Annotated in this window: 26 protein-coding genes; 10 read left to right on the top strand and 16 right to left on the bottom strand. The window is 36.3% G+C overall.

The window, feature by feature from the left end; all coding sequences use genetic code 11:
- Positions 1 to 24: 24 nt before the first annotated feature.
- On the bottom strand, positions 25 to 501 hold the full coding sequence (gene bfr, locus ACMAYL_RS02280) for a bacterioferritin (RefSeq protein ID WP_103217361.1): 477 nt from the start codon (positions 499 to 501) through the stop codon (positions 25 to 27).
- Between the two features lie 130 nt (positions 502 to 631).
- Between bfr and ACMAYL_RS02275 the strand changes: the two genes are divergently transcribed.
- Complete coding sequence (locus tag ACMAYL_RS02275) at positions 632 to 865, top strand: hypothetical protein (RefSeq protein ID WP_103217360.1); 234 nt, start codon at positions 632 to 634, stop codon at positions 863 to 865.
- Between the two features lie 80 nt (positions 866 to 945).
- On the opposite strand, the gene phnE is transcribed toward ACMAYL_RS02275, so the two are convergent.
- Genes phnE through ACMAYL_RS02260 form a run of 3 tightly spaced genes read right to left on the bottom strand, consistent with a single transcriptional unit; the run spans position 946 to position 3,780 of the window.
- On the bottom strand, positions 946 to 2,040 hold the full coding sequence (gene phnE, locus ACMAYL_RS02270) for a phosphonate ABC transporter, permease protein PhnE (RefSeq protein WP_103217359.1): 1,095 nt from the start codon (positions 2,038 to 2,040) through the stop codon (positions 946 to 948).
- 24 nt (positions 2,041 to 2,064) lie between these two features.
- Positions 2,065 to 2,826: a phosphonate ABC transporter ATP-binding protein gene (gene phnC, locus ACMAYL_RS02265; RefSeq protein WP_103217358.1), complete on the bottom strand. Its 762-nt coding sequence runs from the start codon at positions 2,824 to 2,826 to the stop codon at positions 2,065 to 2,067.
- A gap of 36 nt (positions 2,827 to 2,862) precedes the next feature.
- On the bottom strand, positions 2,863 to 3,780 hold the full coding sequence (locus tag ACMAYL_RS02260; protein WP_392991797.1) for a phosphate/phosphite/phosphonate ABC transporter substrate-binding protein: 918 nt from the start codon (positions 3,778 to 3,780) through the stop codon (positions 2,863 to 2,865).
- A gap of 219 nt (positions 3,781 to 3,999) precedes the next feature.
- Between ACMAYL_RS02260 and ACMAYL_RS02255 the strand changes: the two genes are divergently transcribed.
- The gene (locus ACMAYL_RS02255; RefSeq protein WP_103217356.1) at positions 4,000 to 4,260 is read left to right on the top strand and encodes a hypothetical protein; all 261 of its coding nucleotides are present in this window, start codon (positions 4,000 to 4,002) and stop codon (positions 4,258 to 4,260) included.
- A 15-nt stretch (positions 4,261 to 4,275) separates the two neighbouring features.
- Here the strand turns inward: ACMAYL_RS02255 and ACMAYL_RS02250 are convergent, their stop codons facing one another.
- Positions 4,276 to 5,724 (bottom strand): hypothetical protein, encoded by a 1,449-nt coding sequence (locus tag ACMAYL_RS02250; protein WP_412462655.1) that lies wholly within the window; start codon positions 5,722 to 5,724, stop codon positions 4,276 to 4,278.
- On the opposite strand from ACMAYL_RS02250, the gene ACMAYL_RS02245 reads away from it, so the two are divergent.
- On the top strand, positions 5,723 to 5,968 hold the full coding sequence (locus tag ACMAYL_RS02245; protein ID WP_103217354.1) for a hypothetical protein: 246 nt from the start codon (positions 5,723 to 5,725) through the stop codon (positions 5,966 to 5,968). The two genes, ACMAYL_RS02250 and ACMAYL_RS02245, sit on opposite strands and share 2 nt — an antisense overlap.
- On the opposite strand, the gene ACMAYL_RS02240 is transcribed toward ACMAYL_RS02245, so the two are convergent.
- Positions 5,931 to 6,983 carry a phosphatase domain-containing protein gene (locus ACMAYL_RS02240; protein ID WP_412462654.1) on the bottom strand — a complete coding sequence of 351 codons (1,053 nt, stop codon included), beginning with the start codon at positions 6,981 to 6,983 and terminating at the stop codon, positions 5,931 to 5,933. The genes ACMAYL_RS02245 and ACMAYL_RS02240 overlap by 38 nt on opposite strands.
- A 130-nt stretch (positions 6,984 to 7,113) precedes the next feature.
- Between ACMAYL_RS02240 and ACMAYL_RS02235 the strand changes: the two genes are divergently transcribed.
- The gene (locus ACMAYL_RS02235; protein WP_103217352.1) at positions 7,114 to 7,821 is read left to right on the top strand and encodes an MgtC/SapB family protein; all 708 of its coding nucleotides are present in this window, start codon (positions 7,114 to 7,116) and stop codon (positions 7,819 to 7,821) included.
- Between the two features lie 3 nt (positions 7,822 to 7,824).
- Here ACMAYL_RS02235 and ACMAYL_RS02230 read toward each other — a convergent pair whose 3' ends face one another.
- From ACMAYL_RS02230 to ACMAYL_RS02220, 3 genes are read right to left on the bottom strand one after another with little or no spacing between them, the layout of a single operon-like run.
- On the bottom strand, positions 7,825 to 9,000 hold the full coding sequence (locus ACMAYL_RS02230) for a hypothetical protein (protein WP_412470668.1): 1,176 nt from the start codon (positions 8,998 to 9,000) through the stop codon (positions 7,825 to 7,827).
- On the bottom strand, positions 8,997 to 9,323 hold the full coding sequence (locus ACMAYL_RS02225) for a hypothetical protein (protein ID WP_392991804.1): 327 nt from the start codon (positions 9,321 to 9,323) through the stop codon (positions 8,997 to 8,999). The genes ACMAYL_RS02230 and ACMAYL_RS02225 overlap by 4 nt, the downstream gene beginning before the upstream one ends.
- Positions 9,301 to 9,606 carry a hypothetical protein gene (locus tag ACMAYL_RS02220; RefSeq protein WP_103217349.1) on the bottom strand — a complete coding sequence of 102 codons (306 nt, stop codon included), beginning with the start codon at positions 9,604 to 9,606 and terminating at the stop codon, positions 9,301 to 9,303. The genes ACMAYL_RS02225 and ACMAYL_RS02220 overlap by 23 nt, the downstream gene beginning before the upstream one ends.
- 277 nt (positions 9,607 to 9,883) lie before the next feature.
- Here ACMAYL_RS02220 and ACMAYL_RS02215 point away from each other — a divergent pair, with 277 nt between their 5' ends.
- Entirely contained in the window at positions 9,884 to 10,807 is a 924-nt protein-coding gene (locus ACMAYL_RS02215) for a hypothetical protein (protein WP_392991806.1), read from the top strand.
- 15 nt (positions 10,808 to 10,822) lie between these two features.
- On the top strand, positions 10,823 to 11,692 hold the full coding sequence (locus tag ACMAYL_RS02210; RefSeq protein ID WP_412462653.1) for a hypothetical protein: 870 nt from the start codon (positions 10,823 to 10,825) through the stop codon (positions 11,690 to 11,692).
- A 14-nt stretch (positions 11,693 to 11,706) separates the two neighbouring features.
- Here ACMAYL_RS02210 and ACMAYL_RS02205 read toward each other — a convergent pair whose 3' ends face one another.
- The gene (locus tag ACMAYL_RS02205) at positions 11,707 to 12,372 is read right to left on the bottom strand and encodes a hypothetical protein (protein WP_103217346.1); all 666 of its coding nucleotides are present in this window, start codon (positions 12,370 to 12,372) and stop codon (positions 11,707 to 11,709) included.
- A gap of 97 nt (positions 12,373 to 12,469) precedes the next feature.
- On the opposite strand from ACMAYL_RS02205, the gene ACMAYL_RS02200 reads away from it, so the two are divergent.
- Complete coding sequence (locus tag ACMAYL_RS02200; RefSeq protein ID WP_392991810.1) at positions 12,470 to 13,705, top strand: hypothetical protein; 1,236 nt, start codon at positions 12,470 to 12,472, stop codon at positions 13,703 to 13,705.
- Here the strand turns inward: ACMAYL_RS02200 and ACMAYL_RS02195 are convergent.
- The 4 genes from ACMAYL_RS02195 to ACMAYL_RS02180 all read right to left on the bottom strand — a co-directional run bounded on the left by ACMAYL_RS02195 (position 13,702) and on the right by ACMAYL_RS02180 (position 16,671).
- Positions 13,702 to 14,247 (bottom strand): hypothetical protein, encoded by a 546-nt coding sequence (locus tag ACMAYL_RS02195; protein ID WP_103217344.1) that lies wholly within the window; start codon positions 14,245 to 14,247, stop codon positions 13,702 to 13,704. The two genes, ACMAYL_RS02200 and ACMAYL_RS02195, sit on opposite strands and share 4 nt — an antisense overlap.
- Positions 14,248 to 14,269: 22 nt before the next feature.
- Positions 14,270 to 15,025: a slipin family protein gene (locus ACMAYL_RS02190; protein ID WP_103217343.1), complete on the bottom strand. Its 756-nt coding sequence runs from the start codon at positions 15,023 to 15,025 to the stop codon at positions 14,270 to 14,272.
- A gap of 173 nt (positions 15,026 to 15,198) precedes the next feature.
- Positions 15,199 to 15,327: a hypothetical protein gene (locus tag ACMAYL_RS02185; RefSeq protein ID WP_255407610.1), complete on the bottom strand. Its 129-nt coding sequence runs from the start codon at positions 15,325 to 15,327 to the stop codon at positions 15,199 to 15,201.
- Between the two features lie 9 nt (positions 15,328 to 15,336).
- Entirely contained in the window at positions 15,337 to 16,671 is a 1,335-nt protein-coding gene (locus ACMAYL_RS02180) for an NfeD family protein (RefSeq protein WP_158246825.1), read from the bottom strand.
- A gap of 31 nt (positions 16,672 to 16,702) precedes the next feature.
- Here ACMAYL_RS02180 and ACMAYL_RS02175 point away from each other — a divergent pair, with 31 nt between their 5' ends.
- Positions 16,703 to 18,025, top strand: a complete 1,323-nt coding sequence (locus tag ACMAYL_RS02175; RefSeq protein WP_158246824.1) for an amidohydrolase family protein — start codon at positions 16,703 to 16,705, stop codon at positions 18,023 to 18,025.
- A gap of 173 nt (positions 18,026 to 18,198) precedes the next feature.
- Positions 18,199 to 18,522 (top strand): helix-turn-helix domain-containing protein, encoded by a 324-nt coding sequence (locus ACMAYL_RS02170; RefSeq protein ID WP_103217340.1) that lies wholly within the window; start codon positions 18,199 to 18,201, stop codon positions 18,520 to 18,522.
- Between the two features lie 103 nt (positions 18,523 to 18,625).
- On the opposite strand, the gene ACMAYL_RS02165 is transcribed toward ACMAYL_RS02170, so the two are convergent.
- Positions 18,626 to 19,306 (bottom strand): hypothetical protein, encoded by a 681-nt coding sequence (locus ACMAYL_RS02165; RefSeq protein WP_103217339.1) that lies wholly within the window; start codon positions 19,304 to 19,306, stop codon positions 18,626 to 18,628.
- Between the two features lie 149 nt (positions 19,307 to 19,455).
- Between ACMAYL_RS02165 and ACMAYL_RS02160 the strand changes: the two genes are divergently transcribed.
- On the top strand, positions 19,456 to 20,439 hold the full coding sequence (locus ACMAYL_RS02160) for a malate dehydrogenase (protein ID WP_412470667.1): 984 nt from the start codon (positions 19,456 to 19,458) through the stop codon (positions 20,437 to 20,439).
- A 44-nt stretch (positions 20,440 to 20,483) separates the two neighbouring features.
- Here ACMAYL_RS02160 and ACMAYL_RS02155 read toward each other — a convergent pair whose 3' ends face one another.
- Positions 20,484 to 23,138, bottom strand: coding sequence for a cation-translocating P-type ATPase (locus ACMAYL_RS02155; protein ID WP_412470666.1), 2,655 nt, complete (start codon positions 23,136 to 23,138; stop codon positions 20,484 to 20,486).
- Positions 23,139 to 23,152 lie beyond the last annotated feature (14 nt).

The raw sequence follows: 23,152 nt of genomic DNA, 5'->3' as shown, positions 1-23,152 counted from the left end.
AATGTTTACTTTTTTTTACTTTCTTTAAACAGATTCAGATGCAGTCTGTAGATAATTTTGTAAACCAATTTTATCAATTAGTGAAAGTTGAGTTTCTAGCCAATCGATATGATCATTTTCAGTATCTGAAAGTAGTCCCAATAGTAGGTCTCTTGAAACATAGTCATTAACAGACTCACAGAGGGCGATTGCCTTTCTAAGTAATTTACTATTTTCAACTTCATACTGAAGCTCATCAGATAATAATTGCTTCACATCACGACTTGGCTTGTATGGAAGACGCGTTCCTAACTCAGGTAGGCCCTCTAAGAAGATAATTCTTTCAATTAGCTTGGTTGCGTGAATTGTTTCATCATCTTTTTCATGATCAATGCGCTCATATAATTTAGTCAGTCCCATGTCTTGAAAAAGGCGTGAATGAAGGAAATAGAGATCAATGGCCGATAGCTCTTGTGTTAGTAACTCATTAAAAATAGTGATAACTTCTTGATTTCCTTTCATTTTTTCTCCTTTTATAAAGCATACATGAAAGCGGTTCTTTTTTAAATACAATAATAGTTGAGTAATACGCTAAAGTTATTCTTAAGATTATCCGATAATTTTACTACGTGATTAGGACGTAGGAGGAATTATGAAAAAGTTAATGGCCATGGCCGTATTAGGGCTTACGCTCGTTTCTTGTGGGACATCCCCCCAGCGAGACATTGCATCGGTAGAGGGTGCTTGCTCACTACAAAAGCATCCAGCTAAGAATCATTATCGTATCTTGATAAACGATAAACCTCATAGCCAGTTTTGGTATACAAAAGGTGATGCGCTTAAGATTCAAGACTCATTTTCTAAAAAAGGAATGTGTGAAAACTAAGGTTTAATTATTTAGGGAGAGAAATAAAAAGGCCCGCGGATGCGGGCCTTCTTTTGTATTGAAATATTGAATTATCAGTTCTACTTGATCGCTTCACGAATCTTAGAAGATAGCCAGTCCATGATCCAAACAATCGCTGCAATAACGATTACTAGAAGACCAACTTCATTCCATTTCGCTAGACCTTGGTACTGCATTAGCATTGTACCAATACCACCACCACCAACTAGACCAATTACTGTGGCCATACGTACGTTGATGTCCCAACGGTAGATTGAGAAAGATAGGTATGGAAGAACGATTTGTGGAACAACACCAAACCAGATTACTTGAACTGGGTGTGCACCTGTTGCCATCATTGCTTCAATCGGTCCATTAGAAACGTTTTCAATTTGCTCAGAGTATAGCTTCGAAAGTGAAGATACAGAGTGAAGACAAAGTGCCATCATACCAGCGAAAGGTCCAATACCAACCCATACAGAGAAGATAATCGCCCATACTAGTGGCTCAATTGAGCGTGAAACGTTTAGAAAGAATCTAACAACAGAGTAAATTGTCATTGTTAGACGAGATCCATTCATTAGGTTTCTAGCTGCAAAGAACGCTAGAACAAATGCAATTGGAAGTGCTACGGCCGTTGCAATGAAGGCCATGTAGATCGTTTCAATTGCTGCAAAAAGAGCTTCTTCAAAAATTGCAAAGTTTGGTGTTAAAAGAGCTGTAAAGATTCTCTTAGCACCAGTCATTCCTGATTCAGAAAGGAATTCATAAATTGAAATTTGTGAAACATAAATACTAGCAATAAATGTTAGTGCTACTGTTGCAATAAGTACGAATGAGAATGGTTCTTTCATAAATAGAGTGTTCTCATCTCTTTTCATAATACCAGTTAATCCGCGTCCAAGAGACATTTTAGTTGTGTAAAGAGCTGCTGCTACTACAAAACCTGCTCCAAGAGCGATTAGTGGTTGGTTCCAAGAAAAGTCTGGGTAACGTAGACCAAGAATTAGTCTCTCCCATACGATCTTCCATGAAACAAGAATCATGTATGACCAAAGAAGAAAATCGATTAAGAAAGAAAAGAAATTCATCTTAACTTTGTATGATGTGTACTCTTCTCTTGGTTTTGGTAAGTTATTAACTTGCGTATCTGCCGTTTGAGTCGTCGTTGTCATTATTTAATCCTATATCCAAAAAACTTAGTTAATTGTTACTTCTACAGCGTCTTCGCCATAAATTGTCTGGAACCATTCTTCGTTAATATCAAGTGGTTGACCTTCATAGATCAGCTTTCCACCTTTTAGAGCTACTACGCGTGATGCGTATTCTCTAACAAGTGATAAGAAGTGAAGGTTACAGATAACTGTAACACCAAGTTCTTCGTTAACTTTTTTAAGGTATTGCATAACAGAGTGAGAAGTTGCAGGGTCAAGAGACGCAACTGGCTCATCAGCGAGAAGAACCTTAGGGTTTTGCATAAGAGCGCGAGCAATAGCTACACGTTGTTGCTGACCACCTGAAAGATTGTCTGCACGTACGTTTTCTTTACCTTCAAGACCAACAATCTTGATGTATTCCATTGCTTTTTTCTTATCTTCTTCAGAGTAGATACCAAGTACCGACTTGATAACTCCTGTTCTTGCAAGTGTTCCAGAAAGAACGTTAGTCATAACAGTTCTTCTTGGGATTAAGTTAAAGTGTTGGAAGATCATCCCGATGTGTGAGCGTGCAGTTCTCATTGCACTACCCTTAAGTTTAGTGATGTCTTGTCCTTCGAAGATGATCTCTCCACTAGTAACGTCGTGAAGACGATTCATACATCTTAGCATTGTCGATTTCCCAGAACCTGATAGACCGATAATTACTAGGAACTCGCCTTTGTTAACGTTGAAGCTAACGTTGTTTAGGGCGTGGCATCCGTTCGGATAAACTTTGTTAACATTTTTAACTTCTAGAATCATTTTTATTCTCTCTTTATTTAATAAAGTAAAAAACTACTATTTCTTGTTAAGTTGTTCTTCAAGATTGATATTTAGTGTTTTAATTACGTTTCTTAGTCCATCGTAATCTGCATCAGTTGTATCAACTAGGCCACCTACACTGTAAATATTTTCGAATACATCTTTTCCATCTGGAGTAGCGATGTATTTCTTAACTGCAGCAATAAAGCTTGCTGTTACGTCAGCTGGTAGATCTTTTCTAAATACGAATGGATCGTTAGGAATTTTTTCAGTGATTTGAACGATTTTTACTTTATCTTCAACATCTGGGAATTGAGTTTTTACGCGTGAACGAGCGTCACGGATTGTTCCATCTTCTGAAGGAGCAGAGTAGTAAGTTGCACCAGCATCTACTTGTCTTTGGTATACCATTGTTACAACGTTGTCGTGCTTAATAGCAAAAGTTGTGTTTCCTGGTTTTACATTGTTTTCCATCATAATTTTTAGTGGGAACATGTATCCTGAAGTTGATGAAGGGTCAGTGTATGCAAATTTCTTACCTTCAAGATCTTTAATTGAGTTAATTCCACTGTCTACGTGAGCAATGATTTGCCCTTGGTAGTAGTCGTGTCCATAACGAAGAACTTTTAGCTTTGCACTTGCACCATATTTTTCATTTGCCATTAGGTAACCGAAAGAGTTCATAACAGCAATATCAGCTCTTTTTGAACCAAAAGATTCAACAACTGAGATATAGTTTGTTGGAATACCTGTCTTGAAGTAAAGACCAGTTTCTTTCTCTAAGAATTTGATAAAGTGAACTGAATTCGACGCAATAGTGTCTGCATCAACTGATGGTGTAAAGTAAAGTTTAACAGGATTATCTTTACTTCCTAGTTTCATATCTCTCTTACAAGAGATCCCTGTCGTTATTGCTAGTACAATGCTCATTACCGCAACAATTGTGTGTTTCATTTGTTGTTCTCCTCGTATATTGAATCCTAATATATAGAAATCTAAAAAAATCTAACATTTTGAAATTACGCTCTTTTAGCATGAATAAGACAGTTTTTTAATGTCAACCTAATCACAATTATAATTATCTTTAAAAACTGAATAATTTCAGTAATTTATCTTAGGTAGTTTTTATAATATTTAGTCTTTGTCTAATTTAAACAAGGTTATAATAAGAACATGGCGTTAAATATCAAAAAACTCGAAAATCCTGTGCGTCCAACTGATCAAATAAGCTCAGATCAGACACGTGTGAAGCGGCTTCATAAAGGTTGTGATGGATCAAAAAATTTTGATGAGAGCAATAATGATAGTAAGCGTATGTCATTGATAAAAAGCTTTGTAGAGGAGCTCTACGAACGCAAACGCTCTGTGAAAAAGAAGCTAAAAGACAAAAAAGAGAAGATGAATGAGGCCATCAGAAGGCTAAATATTCTCTAATTTCTTTGTGCGCCACTACAGTCCTGATGTCGGGCAGAAATCAAGGTGGTTTGGCCTTAGTAAAGTTGTTTTCTTTAGGGCCTGGTGTGGGAATTTTCCAAGTTTTGATTCCGTAAAAATCACTCTTTTAAGCTCTTTTGGGCCATCGATTAAATGAATTTTTTCGTCCATAAGGATCTGCAGCCTTTGCATTAGTATAAGTGCTAAATCTCTATGGTAGTCATCTAAGGATGGATATAATTTTATCAAATTTTGTAGAATGTATTGTTGTGTTTCTTTATGCGACTCAAAAATATACTGGCAGGCCATAAAAGTAAGTTCAAGCTTTGAGATAAGCTTCTTTTGATTTCCATTCCCTGACATCTTTTTGGCAAAAACAATGGCCAGTTGCAATTGATGATAACACTCTTCCGAAAGATTATTGTTAAAAGCTACTTGCGCGTTGTTGAGGTAGTTTTTTATCGTAAATATTTCTTTAAAAAATTTCGTCACTTTTTGTTTCTTTGAGACAACTGAGAAAGTCGATTTAAAGAGATCACAGTAGTGAATTTGCTTTATTTCAAATTTCTTTGAATCAAAAATTGAAAGATAAATATCACCTGAATTAATCGTTAAGGCCGAGATTGTCGTCGGCCAATGTTTCTTCTTATATGTATCAAGATGGTATTTAAAATAATCTTTTTCAGTCCTTTCTTTGCCGTCATAAACATGAACTTCTTGGCCATCAATAGCAACAACTCGGTAATTACCACCAGCATCCTTTATATGGAACTCCCAGTGGAAAACAAGCTCTTGTTCTTTTAAGAATTTTACGGCCTCATTAATATCGTTGAAACCTAATAAAACAACTAGGGCCAAGTAGCTTGCGCTCATTCCCTTATAGTTGATCTTTAATGCATCTCTTTGCACTAGTTGGACACTTAATCCCGCTTCATTAACACCACCATATGTTGCAAAAGGTGACATTAGGTTTTGAATAACGATGGCCTCAAGGTTTTGTCCGGACTTGAAATGAACAAATCTAATTTTGTCATTGAAAGTCTCTTGGATTGGAGTATTGATTAACTCAATTGGAGAGTTCGCTTCTAAGTGATAATCTTTTATCCCTTCAAAGACAGCACTTGGGTTATTTAAGTACTCATGCATAAAGCTTAAATAAAGTGCGTCTTTTGGACTGATACCTAGGCCTTGAGCGTAGCTAGTTATTAGCTTATGATACGACTTTCTATAGTATTCATCCGAATGGTCTTTTAAAAAAGTACTTTGGTGGGCAAATACCTGACTAAAGAGTTTATGAATTGCGCCTTTTAAAATATTTGGCCCAAAATATGAGCTTTCTCTCAAATTACTCCAGGCAAGTTTTACATCTTCCTTATCGAGGGCGGCCAATTGGTAAATTGATTCCTCTAAATTGTCGAAGAGTTCTATGTATAGTGGAGAATTTTCTTTAAATGGAGCGCTCATGTCTAATATTTTAAGTTCACTTGTTAATCCTAGCAATCAAACTTTTATTGCCGTATGCGTTGCCTTGTCTGGTCTTAGAGTGGCCATTGAGTTAACTAGATTCTCACCGGCCAACTGGCCTATTTCAAAACAATTTTCTAAAAACTTTGGTGAAGATTTCACTCAAAGGTTTCATAAAGTAGGTCTATATATTTGTATTGGACAAATTATTCTGTGGGCCCCTGAGCTTCTATTTGCTTCTTAGTCTCACTTTCATTTGCTAGAAGATTTCCATCATATAACTCAATCTTTCCATGGTAAGAGTTGAACGGAGCGCGAATATTTAGCTGCGATTCATTGCCTTTTTTTCTAATGTAAATCTTCACTTCTTTATCAAGCCCATGGTGTTTTACATTATCCTTGATTTGAAAAATCTTATTTAAGAAAAGTCCGTTTTGACGTGCTGTAACTTTAAAGTCTTCCACTCTTTTTAGCTCATTCCAAAGCTGTCTCGGCTCAACTCGGCCGGATAACAGCTCAGAGAATGTTAGATAAATTAATGGGTCTGACTCAAAATTATCTCCCATTAAAACAACAGAAGATGGAATATCTGTCATGTTAACGATATCGAGTAAGTGGCCTAGCTTATAAATTCCTTGAGTCTTGATATCTTTTGGAGTTAGATCATTTTCTAATATAGAAAGAATGCGGCGATAATCTTTTAGAAAGATACCGGCCGTGAAAATTTCATTAGCGTATAGCCAGTCACGAATTGCATCTTCATAAAAGTGTGGAGATGCTGAAAGAATAAATGGGTGATATCCCATTTCAATATATGACTTAAGAAGTTTCACTGAATTATCTAATGTTGGATAATTCTTTAAAGGACTTGTTAATGAGTCATAGATTTCACTTGGCTTCGAGTATTTTGTTTCAACAAGCGTCTTATCAAAGTCACAGATAATAATTTTTCGATTATCTGTAATCTTTAATGGGATGAAGGTCCCAAGATGTAACTCAAGCCCTGGGTATTTAGAAATTTCGTAGGCTTCAATCTTTGCCAAGCAATCCTTGCAATCTCTAGGAAGAGGTATCTTGGCAAGCAGGCCTCCATATGAATCTGTTTCTAAGTTCTTTGTGAAGAGTTCTTTGTTATTTTGATCTAAGGCCACAACCTTAATTTCGAACTCATATGCCCTAAGTAATTTATAAGCTTGAATAGGAAAACGCGCTTCAAATTTTTCAAAGTCCTTATTCTTCGAATACAAATTCTCACTCATTGTGAAGTCTGCCTTGAGATTAAGGTAGTTATTCGTCTGAATAGCTAAAAAATTTACGGCCTTGGCCCTTTTCAACTGATAAATCCTTGTTAAAATAGACTTTAGTTTATTTTATTCCACAAGAGGTTATATGTATATTGAATTCATTGGAGAGCAACCAGTTTATATTTCGATGGGCATCAAAGTTGTTTGCTCAATCTTTCTAGGTGGCTTTATCGGATATGACCGTGAACAGAAGATGAAATCTGCTGGGATAAAGACGAATATGTTGATCTGTCTAGGGGCAGCAACATATACATCTCTTAGTGTTCTGACCATGAGTGAGCATATGGGCACGGTGGCCGATCCCAATCGGATGGCCGCGCAAATTGTAAGTGGTATCGGTTTCTTGGGTGCAGGGGCCATTATACAAGGCCGTGGTAATGTTGTAGGGATGACGACTGCAGCTACTGTATGGGTTGTTGCTGCTATTGGGATGACTGTTGGATTTGGTTATCCTGTGATTGCTAGTTTGATTACAATTTCACTTTTTGCAGTTCTGCGTCTTATTAACCCAGTTTATCGTATGCTTGAGTCTGAGAAGGCCAAGCAAAACTTCTATATTGAAGTGCTTTCAAATGGTCGAATTCGTGGACATGTTAAGGAGATTCTATACTCAAGAGTTGAGGATATTGAAATTGTAAGTGAAGAAGTTCTTGATGCTGTATCAGACGAAAGACTTCTAACTTTAAATGTACAGCTTCACCCTCGTTGGGTTGCTCCGATTAAGCGTGAAATTAAAACGCTCATTCGTGTGAATAAGGTTGAGTTTCACCAAAGAGATCGTGATATTTTATAAGAATTATCTTTTTGCAATACGATAGGTAAGAGTCGAAGTTTCAAGATCGTAATTTCGACTTACCTTAGTTCCATCGAGAATTTCTGGTACATCAAATTGTCTAACTAAACTCTCTGAACGTTTTGACTTGAAAGTGTTTCCATTTTCTTCAACACGCTGATCGAATTTTCTATTCTGTGTAACTGTAATGCCACGCTCTTGAGCATTGATATGAATAGTTTCTTCTTCGTGTTTAGGCACTTCAATAGAGAAGTAGTAAAAGTTCTGATCACTTTTAATGTTAGGCTCTAGCTTTGTAATATTGTAAAAGCTATCTTGGCCTTTTTCTTGGATCGTTTCCTTGGCCTTTGTATAATAACTCTTAAGAGCATTTAACTCTTCATCTATTTTTGTTTTAAGGCGCCCCATTAGGCCTTGGTGTTCCTTTTGAAGATCCGCATACTTTTTTTCGAAGGCATCTTTTCTGCTTTTTACAGTATCCTCGTGGAATGCTTTTTGGCTTTTTAGCTCATTTTGTTGAAAAACATCTGTTTGAGTTAGCTTGAAATGGTGATCGCTTTTTAGCTTAGACATCTCTTTGCGTTGCTCTCTTTCAAGGTCTTTAACGGTTGTCGAATTTTCTTTTGATAATTTATCAACACGTTGATCGAATTGTTTATTAATTCGTTGAATAAAGCCATCATTTCTAACGGAAATTTCATTGGCGAGATTCTTGGCCTTTGCTGTCTCGTCAATAATGAACTCTTCATTGTCGTACTTAACCTTTTGGGCCAATTCGTTGACAGTATTTGATGTATCCTCAAGATCGTCACGACCTCTTTGATGGACATATTCTAATTGTTGCTGATAGTTGTCTCTAATGGCAGCAATATTGGCATCTGTTTGAAGTTTTGTATGCTTTTCTTGCTTTGCAAATTGTTGACCAGTTTTTTTAAGACTATTTTTTATTTCATTAAGCCTGGCCTCTTTATGATTAAGTGATTCAATGATAGCTACTTGGTTTTGATCACGTACTGAATCTAGTTTTTCTTCTCCGATAATTCTTTGATCACTTGCCATCTGATTATAGTTTTTACGGATTGATTCAATTTCTTGTTTTTTATCCTTAATAAGGCGTTCGCGCTCATTTTTAAGCTTTAAGTTCTGCTTACTAAATTGGTTGCTATCTTCAATTCTCATAGTGCGCCGTTATTTCCTTGCTCTTGTGCTTCTTCTGGATTTGTTACATCCATTAGCTTGGCAAGCGGTGCTGCACAAACTGGATCGCCACCAGTATGACCTTTACACATCCAAGTGTTAAGGAGGTTGACGCGAATAGAGCGATTGCCTCCGTGGTACTTTACATATGAATTTGGATCAAGTGTTGAAGTAATGATCACACTCGCTGGCCCTCTCGGATTTAGACGTGAAGAGACCATGTACTGATAGACTCGGTATTCAGCATTAGCGCTTAGAGCGATTGTTGCAATGATTAATAGCTTATTGAAGCTGTGGGTTAGCATCTAAGATCTTTCCTTCTACCATTTCAACTAATGCACGAGCGACGATGTATTGGTCAATCTCATCAAATGTTGAAAAGAGAACGCGTTGTTTTTCTAGGTTATTATGTGATGAAATTTTCTTAAGCAGGGACTTTGCTTTAAGGCGTTGAGCTTTTGTCATTCGAATCTCTTCGAAATCACTTCCCATTGCAATATCTTCAAATAATGGGAAATATCCATTTGCACCAAAGTCGATTAATCTCTTAATTGAATCATAGCGTTTTAAAAATCCTAACTCGATCAACTCATTCCTCCTGAATTTCGCTTTGAAATTTTTCGTGAAAATCTCTAGAGTTATTTTATAAATTTTAGAGACTATTTGGCAGACGGCATACATTTCCTTTGATGCTATACGTATTTTCAGGTTAATTTATGAACGCGCTCGGGCAAGTTACTGTTATTTTTAAAGTACTTGATGCTTGCGGTAGGTTATGCACGCATTGAAATTAAGAAAATATAAAGATACAATTAAGTAGACGCTAAGAAGGCGTTAAATTTTCAATGAACAAGGAATGTTTTTGATGAATATCTTAACAGCTGCAACCCTGGCAATTTTATTCAACTTTTCTGCTCTCGCATTGGTGGACTATTCACCAAAGTCATCATCTAGTAATGGTGGCTCTTATAATCCTGTGACAACAAGACCTAGTGCTCCTGCTAGAAGTGAAAGAAGTGTTTCTCGTGCACAAACATCTAGCTCTAGCTCTGATTTTTGGGCCTTTTTACCAGAGTATTATGATTTCTCTCTAGGCTATGTTGCAAATAAATCATTCATTACTGATGAAAATATAAATTTTGTAAATTTTAATTTAAAGATGGGATTTGCTCACGGCATCTTTATCGACTTATCTGCTAGGGGAGCTCAGTCTTTAGAAACTTCTGAATTTGAACAGGCCAATTCAGGTGTTAAGCTTGGCTTCAATTGGCTTGAAATTGGTAATGATTATAATAAGCTCATTATCGATACATACCTAGGGATGAGATTTAAAGGTGATAGTGAATTTTCAACACAAAGAAATGATCGTCTTTTAGGAGTTTCTACAGAAAAACGCTTTGGTGCCGTTGCGCTTGGTGTTGATTATGAAAGAGTTTTTGCAGACACTCTTGATAATGACGAAGAAATGGCCGTTGGTGACATCTCACATATTAAGGCCAACCTTGGAATTATGGTTTCACATGAAATTCAATTCCTTTTGACTTATGGGGAAGTAAAGGTCTCTTCAAGTGATTTCTTTACTGCTAATTCTCTAAATTCTGACTTAAAATATTCATACTTAATGCCTCAAATGTTTCTTCGTATGTCACGTTCTGTTCGTTTAAATATGGGAGCAGGTTTTCAGGTGAGTCGTCCAGATACTTCTGTTTTAAATGAAACGACTAAACTTTGGGATCTTCCTGTATTGTACGGGAATACGCTATTTGCTGGGCTTAATTTATCAATTTAAAAATAGGATACTTCATTGTTAATTTCAGATAATATTTACTACTGCAAGAATTGTAAAAAAGTTGTTCCATCTATCGAAGATTTACTCTTTGTTGAAGATGGTTCTAATCTAAGCTTTTGTAGTGAAGCATGTATAGAAAAATTTTATTCACCGTTAATTGACTACTTCACAGGTAAGATTGAAAAGAAGAGAAAAGATCTTAATATCGTTGATGAGCCTGCTTTAGAGGCCCTTGAAAATCCTGCTTTTGTTGATCGTGTGCTACATAAACCTGATGAGATATGGCGCTTAGAAAATGATCTTAAAGAAGAAATTTTTACTTTTATTTCTAAAGTTAATCATAAAGGTGAAGATATCCATTTAATGGCCATTTGCTTTGTTTTTGATCATACGCCTTCATTCGTGTTGGCATTAACGGCAACTGCCAATGATTATTTTGTGCAAGACTTTCAAGTTGGAGAAGAGGTTGAGTCACTTGAAGATTACCACCGTGAAATAGAGAGTAATTCAATTTTAGACCCAGAAGATTTTGAGCATATTGAACTTAAAAAGTCTAAATTACTCGCTGAGATGATGATTCATCGAAAAGAGTTCGATATACCATTTGAAGATTTCACTCTTTATATGGACTATTTAAAGCCTACAATTGAGTCTTACGATGAGCTTTACGTTTTCAAAGACGAAGATGATGAAGAGGCCTTTGCATACTTTAAGGCCTTCGAAAAAAGTGGTGTTAGCTTCTTCTATATTGCACTTTGTACAAAAATAGAAAAAGAAGAGCAAAGCTTGATTGTTCCAATTATTTCATTTCCAACGATTGATGGGGATTTGTCGAATTCATATAAAACAGGCAAGCTCGTTGATGGAAATAAGCTTGCCCATTAATTAAATTATTTTTTTTAGAATGATTTGTAGAAGTATTCGCCCTTAGATTTAAAGGCGTCACAATATGTTCTATCGTTGTATAGATCAACATTGATTGAACACATGAAGTAGGCATCGTAAGAGATTAGCTCACGATTAAATGGAGAAGGGAATTCATAGCTTTTCTCCTTCATGACCATTACACCGTTGATTCTAAATTGTTGATAGCGTCCGTAATCACGATTCTTAGTTAAGTTAAATAATGAAATTGTCCCAGAGCTATTAATGTACTTACATTGGGCAGAACCAAGATAAATTGAATTTCCTGAGGCCTCTGAAGTTGGTATGACACAAACTCTAGAATTTGTATCAGGGTTTTTTAGTTGGACATAGATTTGAGTTTCGTTAGTGCGAGACTGACAAATTGTATTTGGTCCAAGGTGACTATTTGAAGTATTTGCAAATCCTGTCTGACCATCAAGAGACCAGCTACAGTGAGCAATTGCACTTGGAATATTTGCATTTGAACCATTTGAAGTTGAACTTCCTGAATCATCAATATCAATGACTGAAGAGCCTCCTCCTGATCCAACACTAGAGCCTGAACCAGAGCTATTCGTATCATAGATTGAGCGTGTCTCTCTTGGTGCTACACAAGAAGTAAGGGCCATGATTGCTGTGATAAAAATTAGTTTTTTCATTCAATTCTCCGAATTAATCACCTAACTTATCGGTAATTTTGAAAAAATATTAATTTTTTCATGTAGTTTAATGGTCAATTAACCGATAAATCTCATAATGAAGAAGCTTATCTTCCTAATGACCATTCTAGTACTCGTATTATCAAGTGTTTATCTTGTCATTACGATGCCGTACCGATTTTATTATACCTTCCAAGATGAAGGGATTCAATCGGACTACTTTATTGCCACTAATCGATATGAGTGGCTCTATCGTGGACTGTCTCCCTATGAAAAATCTCGAGGTGCGACTTTATTTTGGAAACCGATACACTTTCAAAACTTTCAATTTGATATTCCTTTTGATGATGTAAGCTTTAAGCTATTTCCACGTCCAAATGTCGATAAGTTAAGTGCTTTACCGTATTTTGATATTGTTGATCACAAGAATAGACGTGTGTTGAGTGTTTATGATTTTGAAATTGAAAAATTTAAGGCCGCTATACCGATGGACCCAATTTTTAATCTTCCGGTAGTTACTCAATTTATCAAATCTTCTTCAAATCAAGCTGTTTGGCTAGATGTTTTAAACCTTAATATTAAAATAAAAAAATTAAATCTATATAGTTATAAAAATATTAAGTATCTTCTTTCGAATTACTCACTTCCAAAGCTTGGTTATTTTCTTTATATCTATAAGATTCGTAATCAAATTTTTTCAAAAGATGCAAAGAAGATTGTGCAAAATGGTCCTTTTCATATAATGCAATTTTTCGATGGCCCAAAGAATTCTGGTATTCTAAAAAACTACTTCTATGAAAAGGGACGTCTGTACCATCAAACAATTCGCTATAATAAGAATCATCCAGATCATAATGTTGTCCTTGATAAACTTGTTAAGAATTTAAAGCTTAGTCTTTCTCGTGATGAGGAGAGTTCTCTAGCGATGTATAATGAGTTTAGAAAGCTTAAGTATGAGAAGAGGTTTGAATACAAGGGGATGGCGCTACTCTATAGTGCCTGGTCACATGAGCTTGAAAATGAAGCTTTCTATCGTGAAATGATCTATTATCTTGAAAAAGGTAATTACAAAACAGCTCAACTATTTAGTCTTTATGATTTTGCTAAGAAGAAGTTTGGAAAAACATTTTCAAATCGTGATGAAGTTTTAAAAGATGATCTCAAGGCAAAAATTGAAATAGAGACGAAGAAAGAGAGAAAGAAGCAAGAGAGGGATCTTGCTGATTATCAAATATCTGGCGAAGTCGACTTCAAAGATGACGATGCTAAGCTCGATTACATTCTAAAGAATATCGAAGTTAAAGAAGAAAAAGACGATTTAAGCGAGTACTAAGAGATCAAATCCTCAAAACTATCAGGGTGGTGAAAGTTTGGTGAAGTATCTGGATGCTTATTTGAGTAGTAATAAGTGTTGTCACCTTCGGCCGTCAATACACATGTGGGAGATACTCTTAGATTAGAAAGATCTTCAAAGTTGTGACCAAGCTTCTTAAGTTCAAAGCGACAATTTAGTGTAAAGAGTTCATCCTCTGATTTGATGACAATATTATCAAGTTCAATGTCATTATACTCGGTAAGTTCTGAGCGATATGAATTGAAGATAAAGCAATTCCAACTTGAATCACTCCCAAAGTTAAATTCAAAATATTCACCATCTGTCTTATTGAGAATAAAGAATTCAAAACAAGTCTGTGTCCAAAGGCCGATAACTCGGTTCATCTTTCCATTGTCACGGTGAATGTAAATAGGAGAGAGGTCTCCCTTTAGTGTGAAGTGAAAGTTAACATGGCCGTCAATGACCTTGATCTCAGCAGAAGCTTCGAGATCAAGATCATTTTCAGCAAATGGAATTAAATTAAAATATTTTGAAATCATAAATGACTTTGTTCTTACTTTGTTAGTTACCTTTACCCATTATATTTGTTAAAAAATCCACAGGTAGTGGGAAGAAAGTTGTCGACTTACCATCTCCGCTTGAAATTTCTTTCATTGTATCTAGATAACGAAGAGTAATCGCATTTGGTGATTCATTAAGTACCTTTGCAGCTTCTGCTAATTTTAATGCTGCATCAAATTCACCTTGAGCTGAAATAACCTTTGCTCTCTTATCTCTTTCCGCTTCTGCTTGCTTTGCCATCGCTCTTTGCATCTCAATCGGAAGGTCAATTGCTTTGACTTCAACTGTTGATACTTTAATTCCCCATGGCTCTGTATGCTCATCTAAAATAGACTGTAGACGTGCATTGATTTGCTCACGCATAGATAGAATTTCATCTAGCTCAAATTGACCAATAACAGAACGTAGAGTTGTTTGAGCAATTTGTCCTGTTGCAAGTAGATAGTTCTCAACTGCAACAACTGACTTTTCTGGATCTTCAACTCTAAAGTAAACAACACCATTAACTTTAAGTGTTACGTTATCTTTTGAGATAATGTCTTGTGATGGAATATCCATTGTGACAGTTCTTAAGTCTACTTTATGCATTTTCTCAAGACCTGGAATTAGCAGTATTAAACCTGGCCCTCTAACAGCTGTGAAGCGTCCTAGAAAGAAGATGACACCACGTTCGTATTCTTTTAGAACCTTAACTGTGTTGAACAATAAAATTAATAGTAGAATTATAAATGGTAAGTAAGGCGCAAAATTAATCATATATCCTCCGTTGAATTGACAAAAACTTTACATTTAACTGACTCTAAAAAAAACTGAGAGTTTAATATTATATTAAGAAAACTAAGGGGAGATTTTTAATAAACTCTCTCTCTTCCTTGTCAAAAATCAATCGTCCCTCAACGTCCCCTTAGTTTTTTCTTCTTTTATTTCAATTATTTAAGCCACAAGAATTTTTTAATCTCTCTTCTTACCCAGTCGATATCGCTCTTAGTTGGTAGCTCATTCTGACACATTGAAAAGATTAAACTCATTAATTGGCGAAAAGATTTTCTTTGACTCATTTTATACCTCTATATTTTTACTTGTAACTTTAGGTTGTCTTTTTTTATGACCTCTACCTTATCACCAACTTTTAGCTTTGACATATCGCCAGTGGCTGTAAGTTGCCACAATTCTCCATTGTAGCGTGAAAAGAATTTATCACCATCAATATCTGTTACTGTAATCTCAACTCCTGTGTACGGATCTTCTGGTTCAGAGAAAATTCTTTTTCTGGACTTATAAAAGACATAGGCAATAACACCAATGAAGGCAAGAATCGCACCAATACTTGAGAAGAGTACAGTTGATGAAATTTGTAGATATGATTCCTCTGTTTGAAATAAGAACATGGAGCCAAAGATCAAACTGGCTATCCCGGCCAAGGTCAGAAGGCCAAAGCTTGTAATATATATTTCTAAGATAAAGAGAACAAAGGCCGCAATAATAAGTAGAAACGCGCCAGTATTTAATGAAAGAATATTAAATGATATTCCTGCTATCAGTATGGCCACGGCCCCTACACTTCCTGCAATAAATCCACCTGGAGCTTGGAACTCTACGTAGATGAGTGCCGCTCCAATGAGAAAAAGAATATAGGCCATATCTGGCGAAGCGAAGAAGCTTAAAAGTTTTTGCCCAAGTGTTTTCTCCATTGTCGTAAGAACATAGTTATCAGCAATTACAACCTTAAAAGGTTTATGATGTGAAAGAAAAGTTTTGTTGTTAATTGTGCTGATAAGACCGCCTACACCTTGAATTGTATCAACAATACCGTTGTGGACATTTTCTTTTAGTGCTTCTGTTTCAGTATAGCTCTTGGCTTCAGTAATCATCTTTGTGAATACTTCTTCATTTTTTCCAGTTGCGGAAGCCTGAGACTTTACGAGAGCTACTAGATCATTGACGATTTTATTTTTCATATCGCCTTCTTTAATATCTGATGTCCCTGAAATTGGAGTTGCTGCACCAATTCGCGTTCCATCGGCCATGTAGAGTACTGGGATGCTACTTGCAATAATTGCTCCAGCACTAGTTGCTGATGCTGAACTAGGCCCCACCCATCCAATCACTAGGTTTTCGCTATTTGCAATTAGGTGCATGATCTCTTTAGTAACACTAACTAATCCGCCGGGAGTGTTTATCTTAATTAAGATCGCGCTTTCTCTTTCGCCTTCAATACTTTGAAAGGCTTTTTGAAGGTAATTTAAAGTGGCCGGAGTGATGGCCTCTTCAATATTAACCGCAACGATTTTATTGATATTAACTTCTTTGGCTTGGTTAAAGCTATCCGCTGCAACTGCGCCGAATGACGTTAAAAATAGAGTAAAGAGTACTACAAAACTTGTAATGATATGCTTCTTCATATATGTTGACCTGCTTATTAAAGGAGATTTCATGTCATCAAATAATATTACTTATAAAGTAATTATCGCTCATTTTTTTAATCCTATAAATGATAAAAAATGTGAATTTTTAGAAGATTATGCAATTGTTGCAAAGCGCACGACAAAAGGTGATTACAAAATCATCGATCGTATGCCTAAGAAAGAGCTTACGGACTATTTAGCGCGTAAGAAGAATGTTGAAGTGATCGACAAGAGTGGCCAATATATTATCCCTGGTCTTTATGATACGCACTTTCACTGGGTACAAGATGCCGTTTGTGAAATGCCAAAGGCCAATCTTCTTAACTGGCTTGAAAATTACACTTGGCCTTATGAAGCAAATTTTAAGAAGCTAGCTTTTGCACGTAAAAAAGCAAAAGAATTTACTTCAAAGATTGCTAATAACGGAACGATTGGTGGAGCATGTTATGGCTCAATTCATTCACACTCTGTCTCAGAAGCACTTAAAAATTTTAAGGGTGATTATATTCTAGGTAATGTTCAAATGACGATGAACTCGCCAGAGTACCTAACAATGGGCGTAGAGGAGACAATTGCACAAACTGAAGCTCTTGCAAAAGAATACAAAGATAAATATGCAGTGACACCTCGATTTGCCATTACAACAGATCCTGTAACAATGGCCGCAGGTGGTAAAACTGCTAAGAAACATCGCTCTTTTATTCAAACTCACTTAAGTGAAACACAAAATGAAATCGACTTTGTACTTAGTATCTATAAGGACATTAAGGGATTTGAAAAAGTAAAAACTTATACTGAAATCTACGACAAAGTTGGACTTCTAACTCCTAAGACAATCATGGGGCATGGTATTTATCTTTCTCCAAAAGAGTTAAAACTTTTAGGTGAAAAGAAAACGATGATTGCACATTGTCCAACAAGCAATGCTCCAATAAAGGAGCTAGGGCTAGGTTCGGGACTTTTTGATTATAAGAGAGCAAATCGTTACAACGTTCACTGGGCGCTTGCCAGTGATATTGGTGGTGGACCTTTCCTTTCGATGCTTGATGTAATCAATTCATTTGTTATGCAAAACCATAAAAGAGGCCACCGCGATACTTCCTACACTCAAGGTCTCTACCGCGCGACGCTTGCTGGAGCAAATTCCCTTAAATTAGAACAAGAAAGTGGGAATTTCGAAGTTGGGAAAAAGCTACATTTTGTGAGCCTTGGTGACAAAAAAATGAGCGCGAGCTTAACGACTGAGGAAAAACTTAAGAAATTGATTAAGAGGCCTAACAAAGATAGGGCCTTATACGTGGATTTGATTGAAGCGACGTATTATAACGGCAATGTGATTTCAGACAGTTAAGCTGGCTAAATCGATGATGTTGAACAATATCGGCTATCGACAATAAAATTACGAGAAAATTGTAAAAAGTTTTCTTACAAATCTGTTAATATGTTTACAAAAATATTTTATTGCTTTAGAATATATTAAGATACGAATCGTAAGTGCTTGAATATAATACTTAGGAGAAATACATGAGAAGTTTTAGTCACATCGCGAAACTAATTAAAGAAAAGAGAACAGCACATCCAAAAGGATATTCTCAATCAGAATTATCACACCTTCTTGGTTACAAGAATGGTCAATTCATTTCTAACGTTGAACGTGCTCTTTGCAACATCCCACTAAAGATGTTACGTAGAGTTTGTGAAATCTTAGACATTAATGAAGCTGAATTAAAAGACGCTATCATTAAAGATCACGAAGAAACTTTAGATAATTATCTAAAGGATGGATCAGGTGTTGTTGGTGCAACAACTGGTGCTGAAGCAACGACGACTTCAAACTTCGTTTACTAATCTGATTACCTTTTCGAAGGTTGTTAGTTAGAAAATATTGATAAAAAAAGAGGGAGCGAAAGCTCCCTTTTTTTATGTTCAGGATGAATGGTAGAAAATTTAATTATAAACCTTTATATGCCTTGTAATCTTCAAGTGAACCAACAGACTCTTCAGTATCATCTGCATAATTTGCTTCAACTTGAGTTTGAAGATAGTGTGGATCTTCAATTTCTTCTTCTGTAACCTCTGGCTCAACTTCACCAACTGGAAGTTCGTGATTTGAAGAGTAAGTTAGATCCATTTTTAACGATTCAAATTTTTCTTCAAATACTTTTAGATCTTCTTCTTTAAGTCTTTCTTTAAAGGCCAAGAAAGTCTTTTGTGTTTCAATAAAATTGCGCTCAAGCTTTTCTCTTTGCTTCTCACCAACGCGCTCAAAGTTATCAAAGTACTTGCGTCTGGCCATAATGTGCTGCTCAAGTAAATTGAAGTATTTTACAATGATAAAGTCTTCGCCACTTAAATGTTGTGGATTCGGTCGACGATTCTTGCTTGGTCCACGACGTCTACGATTTCGGTTAGAAGATTTATTAGACGGCTTTTTATTTGTTGCTTGTCCCGATTGAGCACTCTTGTTTGCCCCTTGTTGAGGCTGTTGAGCTTTATTAGGATTCGCTGCACTTGCATTTGCTGGACGCTTACGACGTCTGCGATTATTCGAGCGACTTCTGTTCCCACGATTTTGCGGCTTGTCTGAAGATGCTGATGATGAATTTGAGGCGTTCTTGTTGCCTTGCTCCATTATGATTCCTTAGATTATTAACTTTTAGATTTAATTTTAATTATAGCCCCTAATATTGCTAAGTAAAGCTACAACTTGTCTAACACCTATGATAAAATTGGCCAATTTCAATTGAACAACTCTCTAATTTTTTAAAAAGGGGAAATTATATGACTAAAAGAGTTAAAGTTGCAGTTACAGGTGCAGCGGGACAAATTGGTTACGCGATTCTTTTTAGAATTGCTTCTGGTCAAATGTTTGGTCCAGAAACAGAAGTAGAATTACAACTTCTTGAACTTCCACAAGCTCTAGGTGCACTTGAAGGTGTAAAAATGGAACTTGATGACTGTGCATTTCCATTATTAAAAAATATTGTTTGCACAGATAAAATGGAAGTTGCATTTAAAGATGCAAACTGGATTCTTGCTATCGGTGCCGTTCCAAGAAAAGACGGAATGGAAAGAGCTGACCTTCTAAAGGTGAACGGTGGAATTTTTGGTCCACTTGGTAAGGCCATGGCCGCTCACTCTGCGCCAGATTCAAAATTATTCGTAGTTGGTAACCCATGTAACACAAATTGTTACATCGCAATGGAAGCTTCAGGACTTGATAAGTCTCGTTTCTTTGCAATGACGACTCTTGATGAGAAGAGAGCTAAGACTCAACTAGCTCAAAAAGCAGGTGTTGATGTAACAGAAGTTACAAATATGACAATTTGGGGTAACCACTCAGCAACTCAATACCCAGATTTCTACAATGCTAAAATTGGTGGAAAGTCAGCGGCTGAAGTTATCACTGATGAAAATTACTTAAAAGGTGAGTTTATTGAAACTGTACAAAAAAGAGGTGCAGCTATCATTAAAGCACGTGGAGCATCTTCTGCTGCTTCTGCTGCAAATGCTTGTGTAAACGGTGTTTACGCTTTAACTCACGATACTCCTGCTGGTGAGACATTCTCTATGTGTCTTGCATCTAAGGGACAATACGGTGTTGATGAAGGGCTAATCTTCTCATTCCCATGTCGTGTTGAAAACGGTGAGCTTAAAGTTGTTGAAGGACAAGAGCACAATGCATTTGGACAAGAAAAGTTTAATGCAACTCTTGAAGAGCTTCGCGCTGAAAGAAATACTGTAAAAGAACTAGGTCTAGTTTAATTATATTAAGGTGCCTGCTTGAGATCTTGTGGGCACCTTATATCCTAAATCCTTATCCCCAATTTTAATTTCGCTAATAATTGAATAATTATAAGTGGCGCTAAAGAAGAGTAAGCGACAATAGTCCATTCTTTTGAACCAATCACTTTTAAGTTCAAGATACTTCTTAATCCTGGAATATAAATTGTAGCTAACAACAGTATGATACAAAGAAGTACAGCTCCCCATACGTGAATATTCTTCGTTATTTCATTAATTAATATATTTGAACTCTCAAGTCTCATGTTGAATACATGAAAGACTTGACCAAGGCCTAGGCTTAGAAAGGAGACTGATAAGGCGCTTTGACTATCTTGAGTTGTTGATAGGGTATAGAAGAACCCTGTAAGGACACTCGTTGTTAAAATGAATCCGTATAGTGATATTAGGGCCCATTTTCTCTTTGTTATAATTTGTTCGTCTCTTGGCCTTGGAGCTGCTTTTAGATAATTTTGATCTCCTTCTCCCATTCCCAAGGCAAGGGCCGGGAAAACATCTGTTACTAGATTTAAAAAGAGAATCTGTAGTGGTAGTAGAGGTAATGGCATATTCATAAGTGATGCAATTGATACAATTAGAATTTCACTTATATTACATGAGAGTAGATACACAACAAAACGCTGAATATTACTATAGATGATACGTCCTTGCTTGATGGCCAAGATAATTGTATTAAACTGATCGTCTTGTAGGATCATATCTGAAGCCTCTTTTGCAATTTGAGTTCCTCTTCTTCCCATTGCAATTCCAATATCAGCATGATTTAAGGCCGCGGCATCATTAACACCATCACCCGTCATAGCAACAACAGCATTCTTTTCTTGAAAGTGTTTAATGAGATCAAGTTTTTGTAATGGCCCAACTCGACTAAAAACCTGTCCACGATTTATCTTCTCTTCGATTTCTTTGTTCCAATCTTTTCTTTGCCCCAAAATTTTTCCATTAATTGAAAAGAAATTATCACTTTCAATTAGGCCAATATCCTTTGCAATTTTTAGGGCCGTACCTTCTTGATCTCCAGTAACCATAATTGTTCTAATTCCGGCCTGTTTCGATTTTTCGATAGCATCTTTAACATCCGAGCGTGCTGGGTCAAGTAAAGCAACAAGTCCTAAGAAGGTGAGTTGATCGTAAGGAAACTTATCTATATTCTCAACATCCTTTGTCGCAAGTGCTAAGATTCGAAGACCTTCACTGGCAAGCTTATGATTTTCTTGATTCCATTCTTTTTTTAATTCTTCATTAAACTCAATTACTCCATCAATATTTCGAATAGACGTACACGCCTTTAAAACTGCTTCAGGGGCACCCTTAACTGCCACGAGTATTGAATTGGCCACTTGATGATATGTGGCCATCATAAGAGTTGAGCTATCAAAGGGGACCTCTTTTAGTTCAGGCATCTGCTGGATTATTTCAGCTCTTTTAATTTTAAACTTGGCCGCTACTTCAAGTAGAGCGATCTCCATTGGGTCTCCAATATTATGGCCCTTCTGCTTGCGATTAATTTCTGAGTTGTTACAAAGAACTCCAATTTGGAGAAGTCGTTTTAATTCATCATCAATGAATTGATTTTCCACTTCGTTCATATCATAGCTCTTGTTTTGAGACTTATAGAGCTGCACAGTCATTTTATTTTCAGTTAGAGTTCCGGTTTTATCGGTGAAGATAATTGAGGTAGCACCTAGTGTTTCAACAGCAGCAAGCTTGTTGATAAGAGCATTGTTATTTGCCATTCTCCACATACCTTTTGCCAGGGCAAGAGTTGCAACAATAGGAAGTCCTTCAGGTATTGTTGCGATGGCAAGTGCTATGGCCGTCTCAAGCATCAGAATAGGCGGCTTTCCTGCTGTAATACCACTAATTGCAATGACGGCGGCAATGACTAATGAGAACCAAACAATTTGACCTGCTAGTTTATTTAGTCGTTTCTCAAGTGGGGTGGTCTCATCATTATCTTTTCTATCTTTTTCTACTTCTTTTGCAATTATACCAACTTCAGTATCCATTGCCGTAGCTATAACAATACCGCGACCTGATCCTCTTGTTATGGAGGTTCCTTTAAAGAGAATATTTTTTCTCTCGGCAATAATCATGTCGTCTTGGAGAGCTTCGCTTATTTTATCTACTGGTACGGACTCACCCGTTAAAAGAGACTCATTTACATTTAAGTTATTTGCTTGAACTATTCTAAGGTCTGCTCCCAGAATATCTCCTGCTTCAAACAAGACAATATCACCTGGTACCAACTCTTTCGTATTAAGATGTAACGATTGTGCTTCTCGTATTACTCCACATCTCGTTACACCAATCTTCTTTAAGGCCTCCATTGAGCGTATGGCCTTAAGTTCTGTGAAGAATCCCAAAGCTGTATTGATAATTAAGACTGCAACGACAGTGAAGCCTTCTACAATATGACCAATAAAGAAAGATATTAGGGCCGCAATTAGTAGTAATAAAACGATGATACTTTTTAATTGGCGAATGAGTATTGTAATTTTGGATGTACTTACTTTTACAGAGAGTTCATTTGGTCCATAGAGACGTTGTCTCTTTTGGGCCTCTTGATGTGTGAGACCTTTTTCAATATCAGTTTCAAGTAAAGTTGAAACATCGATGTCACTGCATTTAGAATAGAATAGGCTATTGTATTTTTTCATATACTCGCCCTTCT

Origin of the sequence: Halobacteriovorax sp. RT-2-4 (assembly GCF_047085445.1) — a bacterium.
In the GTDB taxonomy this organism is placed as follows: domain Bacteria; phylum Bdellovibrionota; class Bacteriovoracia; order Bacteriovoracales; family Bacteriovoracaceae; genus Halobacteriovorax_A.
Note: the sequence above shows the minus strand (reverse complement) of the source record. Positions and strands in the feature narration are given on the sequence as shown.

Excerpts from the sequence above, each read along its gene's own strand:
- ACMAYL_RS02155 (WP_412470666.1), bottom strand. The coding sequence starts at position 23,138 with ATGAAAAAATACAATAGCCTATTCTATTCTAAATGCAGTGACATCGAT.
- ACMAYL_RS02190 (WP_103217343.1), bottom strand. The coding sequence starts at position 15,025 with ATGATTAATTTTGCGCCTTACTTACCATTTATAATTCTACTATTAATT.
- phnC (WP_103217358.1), bottom strand. The coding sequence starts at position 2,826 with ATGATTCTAGAAGTTAAAAATGTTAACAAAGTTTATCCGAACGGATGC.
- ACMAYL_RS02185 (WP_255407610.1), bottom strand. The coding sequence starts at position 15,327 with ATGAGTCAAAGAAAATCTTTTCGCCAATTAATGAGTTTAATCTTTTCA.
- ACMAYL_RS02215 (WP_392991806.1), top strand. The coding sequence starts at position 9,884 with ATGAATATCTTAACAGCTGCAACCCTGGCAATTTTATTCAACTTTTCT.
- ACMAYL_RS02170 (WP_103217340.1), top strand. The coding sequence starts at position 18,199 with ATGAGAAGTTTTAGTCACATCGCGAAACTAATTAAAGAAAAGAGAACA.
- ACMAYL_RS02255 (WP_103217356.1), top strand. The coding sequence starts at position 4,000 with ATGGCGTTAAATATCAAAAAACTCGAAAATCCTGTGCGTCCAACTGAT.
- ACMAYL_RS02245 (WP_103217354.1), top strand. The coding sequence starts at position 5,723 with ATGTCTAATATTTTAAGTTCACTTGTTAATCCTAGCAATCAAACTTTT.
- ACMAYL_RS02225 (WP_392991804.1), bottom strand. The coding sequence starts at position 9,323 with ATGCTAACCCACAGCTTCAATAAGCTATTAATCATTGCAACAATCGCT.
- ACMAYL_RS02205 (WP_103217346.1), bottom strand. The coding sequence starts at position 12,372 with ATGAAAAAACTAATTTTTATCACAGCAATCATGGCCCTTACTTCTTGT.
- ACMAYL_RS02230 (WP_412470668.1), bottom strand. The coding sequence starts at position 9,000 with ATGAGAATTGAAGATAGCAACCAATTTAGTAAGCAGAACTTAAAGCTT.
- ACMAYL_RS02250 (WP_412462655.1), bottom strand. The coding sequence starts at position 5,724 with ATGAGCGCTCCATTTAAAGAAAATTCTCCACTATACATAGAACTCTTC.
- ACMAYL_RS02235 (WP_103217352.1), top strand. The coding sequence starts at position 7,114 with ATGTATATTGAATTCATTGGAGAGCAACCAGTTTATATTTCGATGGGC.
- ACMAYL_RS02240 (WP_412462654.1), bottom strand. The coding sequence starts at position 6,983 with ATGAGTGAGAATTTGTATTCGAAGAATAAGGACTTTGAAAAATTTGAA.
- ACMAYL_RS02200 (WP_392991810.1), top strand. The coding sequence starts at position 12,470 with ATGAAGAAGCTTATCTTCCTAATGACCATTCTAGTACTCGTATTATCA.
- phnE (WP_103217359.1), bottom strand. The coding sequence starts at position 2,040 with ATGACAACGACGACTCAAACGGCAGATACGCAAGTTAATAACTTACCA.
- bfr (WP_103217361.1), bottom strand. The coding sequence starts at position 501 with ATGAAAGGAAATCAAGAAGTTATCACTATTTTTAATGAGTTACTAACA.
- ACMAYL_RS02175 (WP_158246824.1), top strand. The coding sequence starts at position 16,703 with ATGTCATCAAATAATATTACTTATAAAGTAATTATCGCTCATTTTTTT.
- ACMAYL_RS02160 (WP_412470667.1), top strand. The coding sequence starts at position 19,456 with ATGACTAAAAGAGTTAAAGTTGCAGTTACAGGTGCAGCGGGACAAATT.
- ACMAYL_RS02165 (WP_103217339.1), bottom strand. The coding sequence starts at position 19,306 with ATGGAGCAAGGCAACAAGAACGCCTCAAATTCATCATCAGCATCTTCA.
- ACMAYL_RS02195 (WP_103217344.1), bottom strand. The coding sequence starts at position 14,247 with ATGATTTCAAAATATTTTAATTTAATTCCATTTGCTGAAAATGATCTT.
- ACMAYL_RS02260 (WP_392991797.1), bottom strand. The coding sequence starts at position 3,780 with ATGAAACACACAATTGTTGCGGTAATGAGCATTGTACTAGCAATAACG.
- ACMAYL_RS02275 (WP_103217360.1), top strand. The coding sequence starts at position 632 with ATGAAAAAGTTAATGGCCATGGCCGTATTAGGGCTTACGCTCGTTTCT.
- ACMAYL_RS02180 (WP_158246825.1), bottom strand. The coding sequence starts at position 16,671 with ATGAAGAAGCATATCATTACAAGTTTTGTAGTACTCTTTACTCTATTT.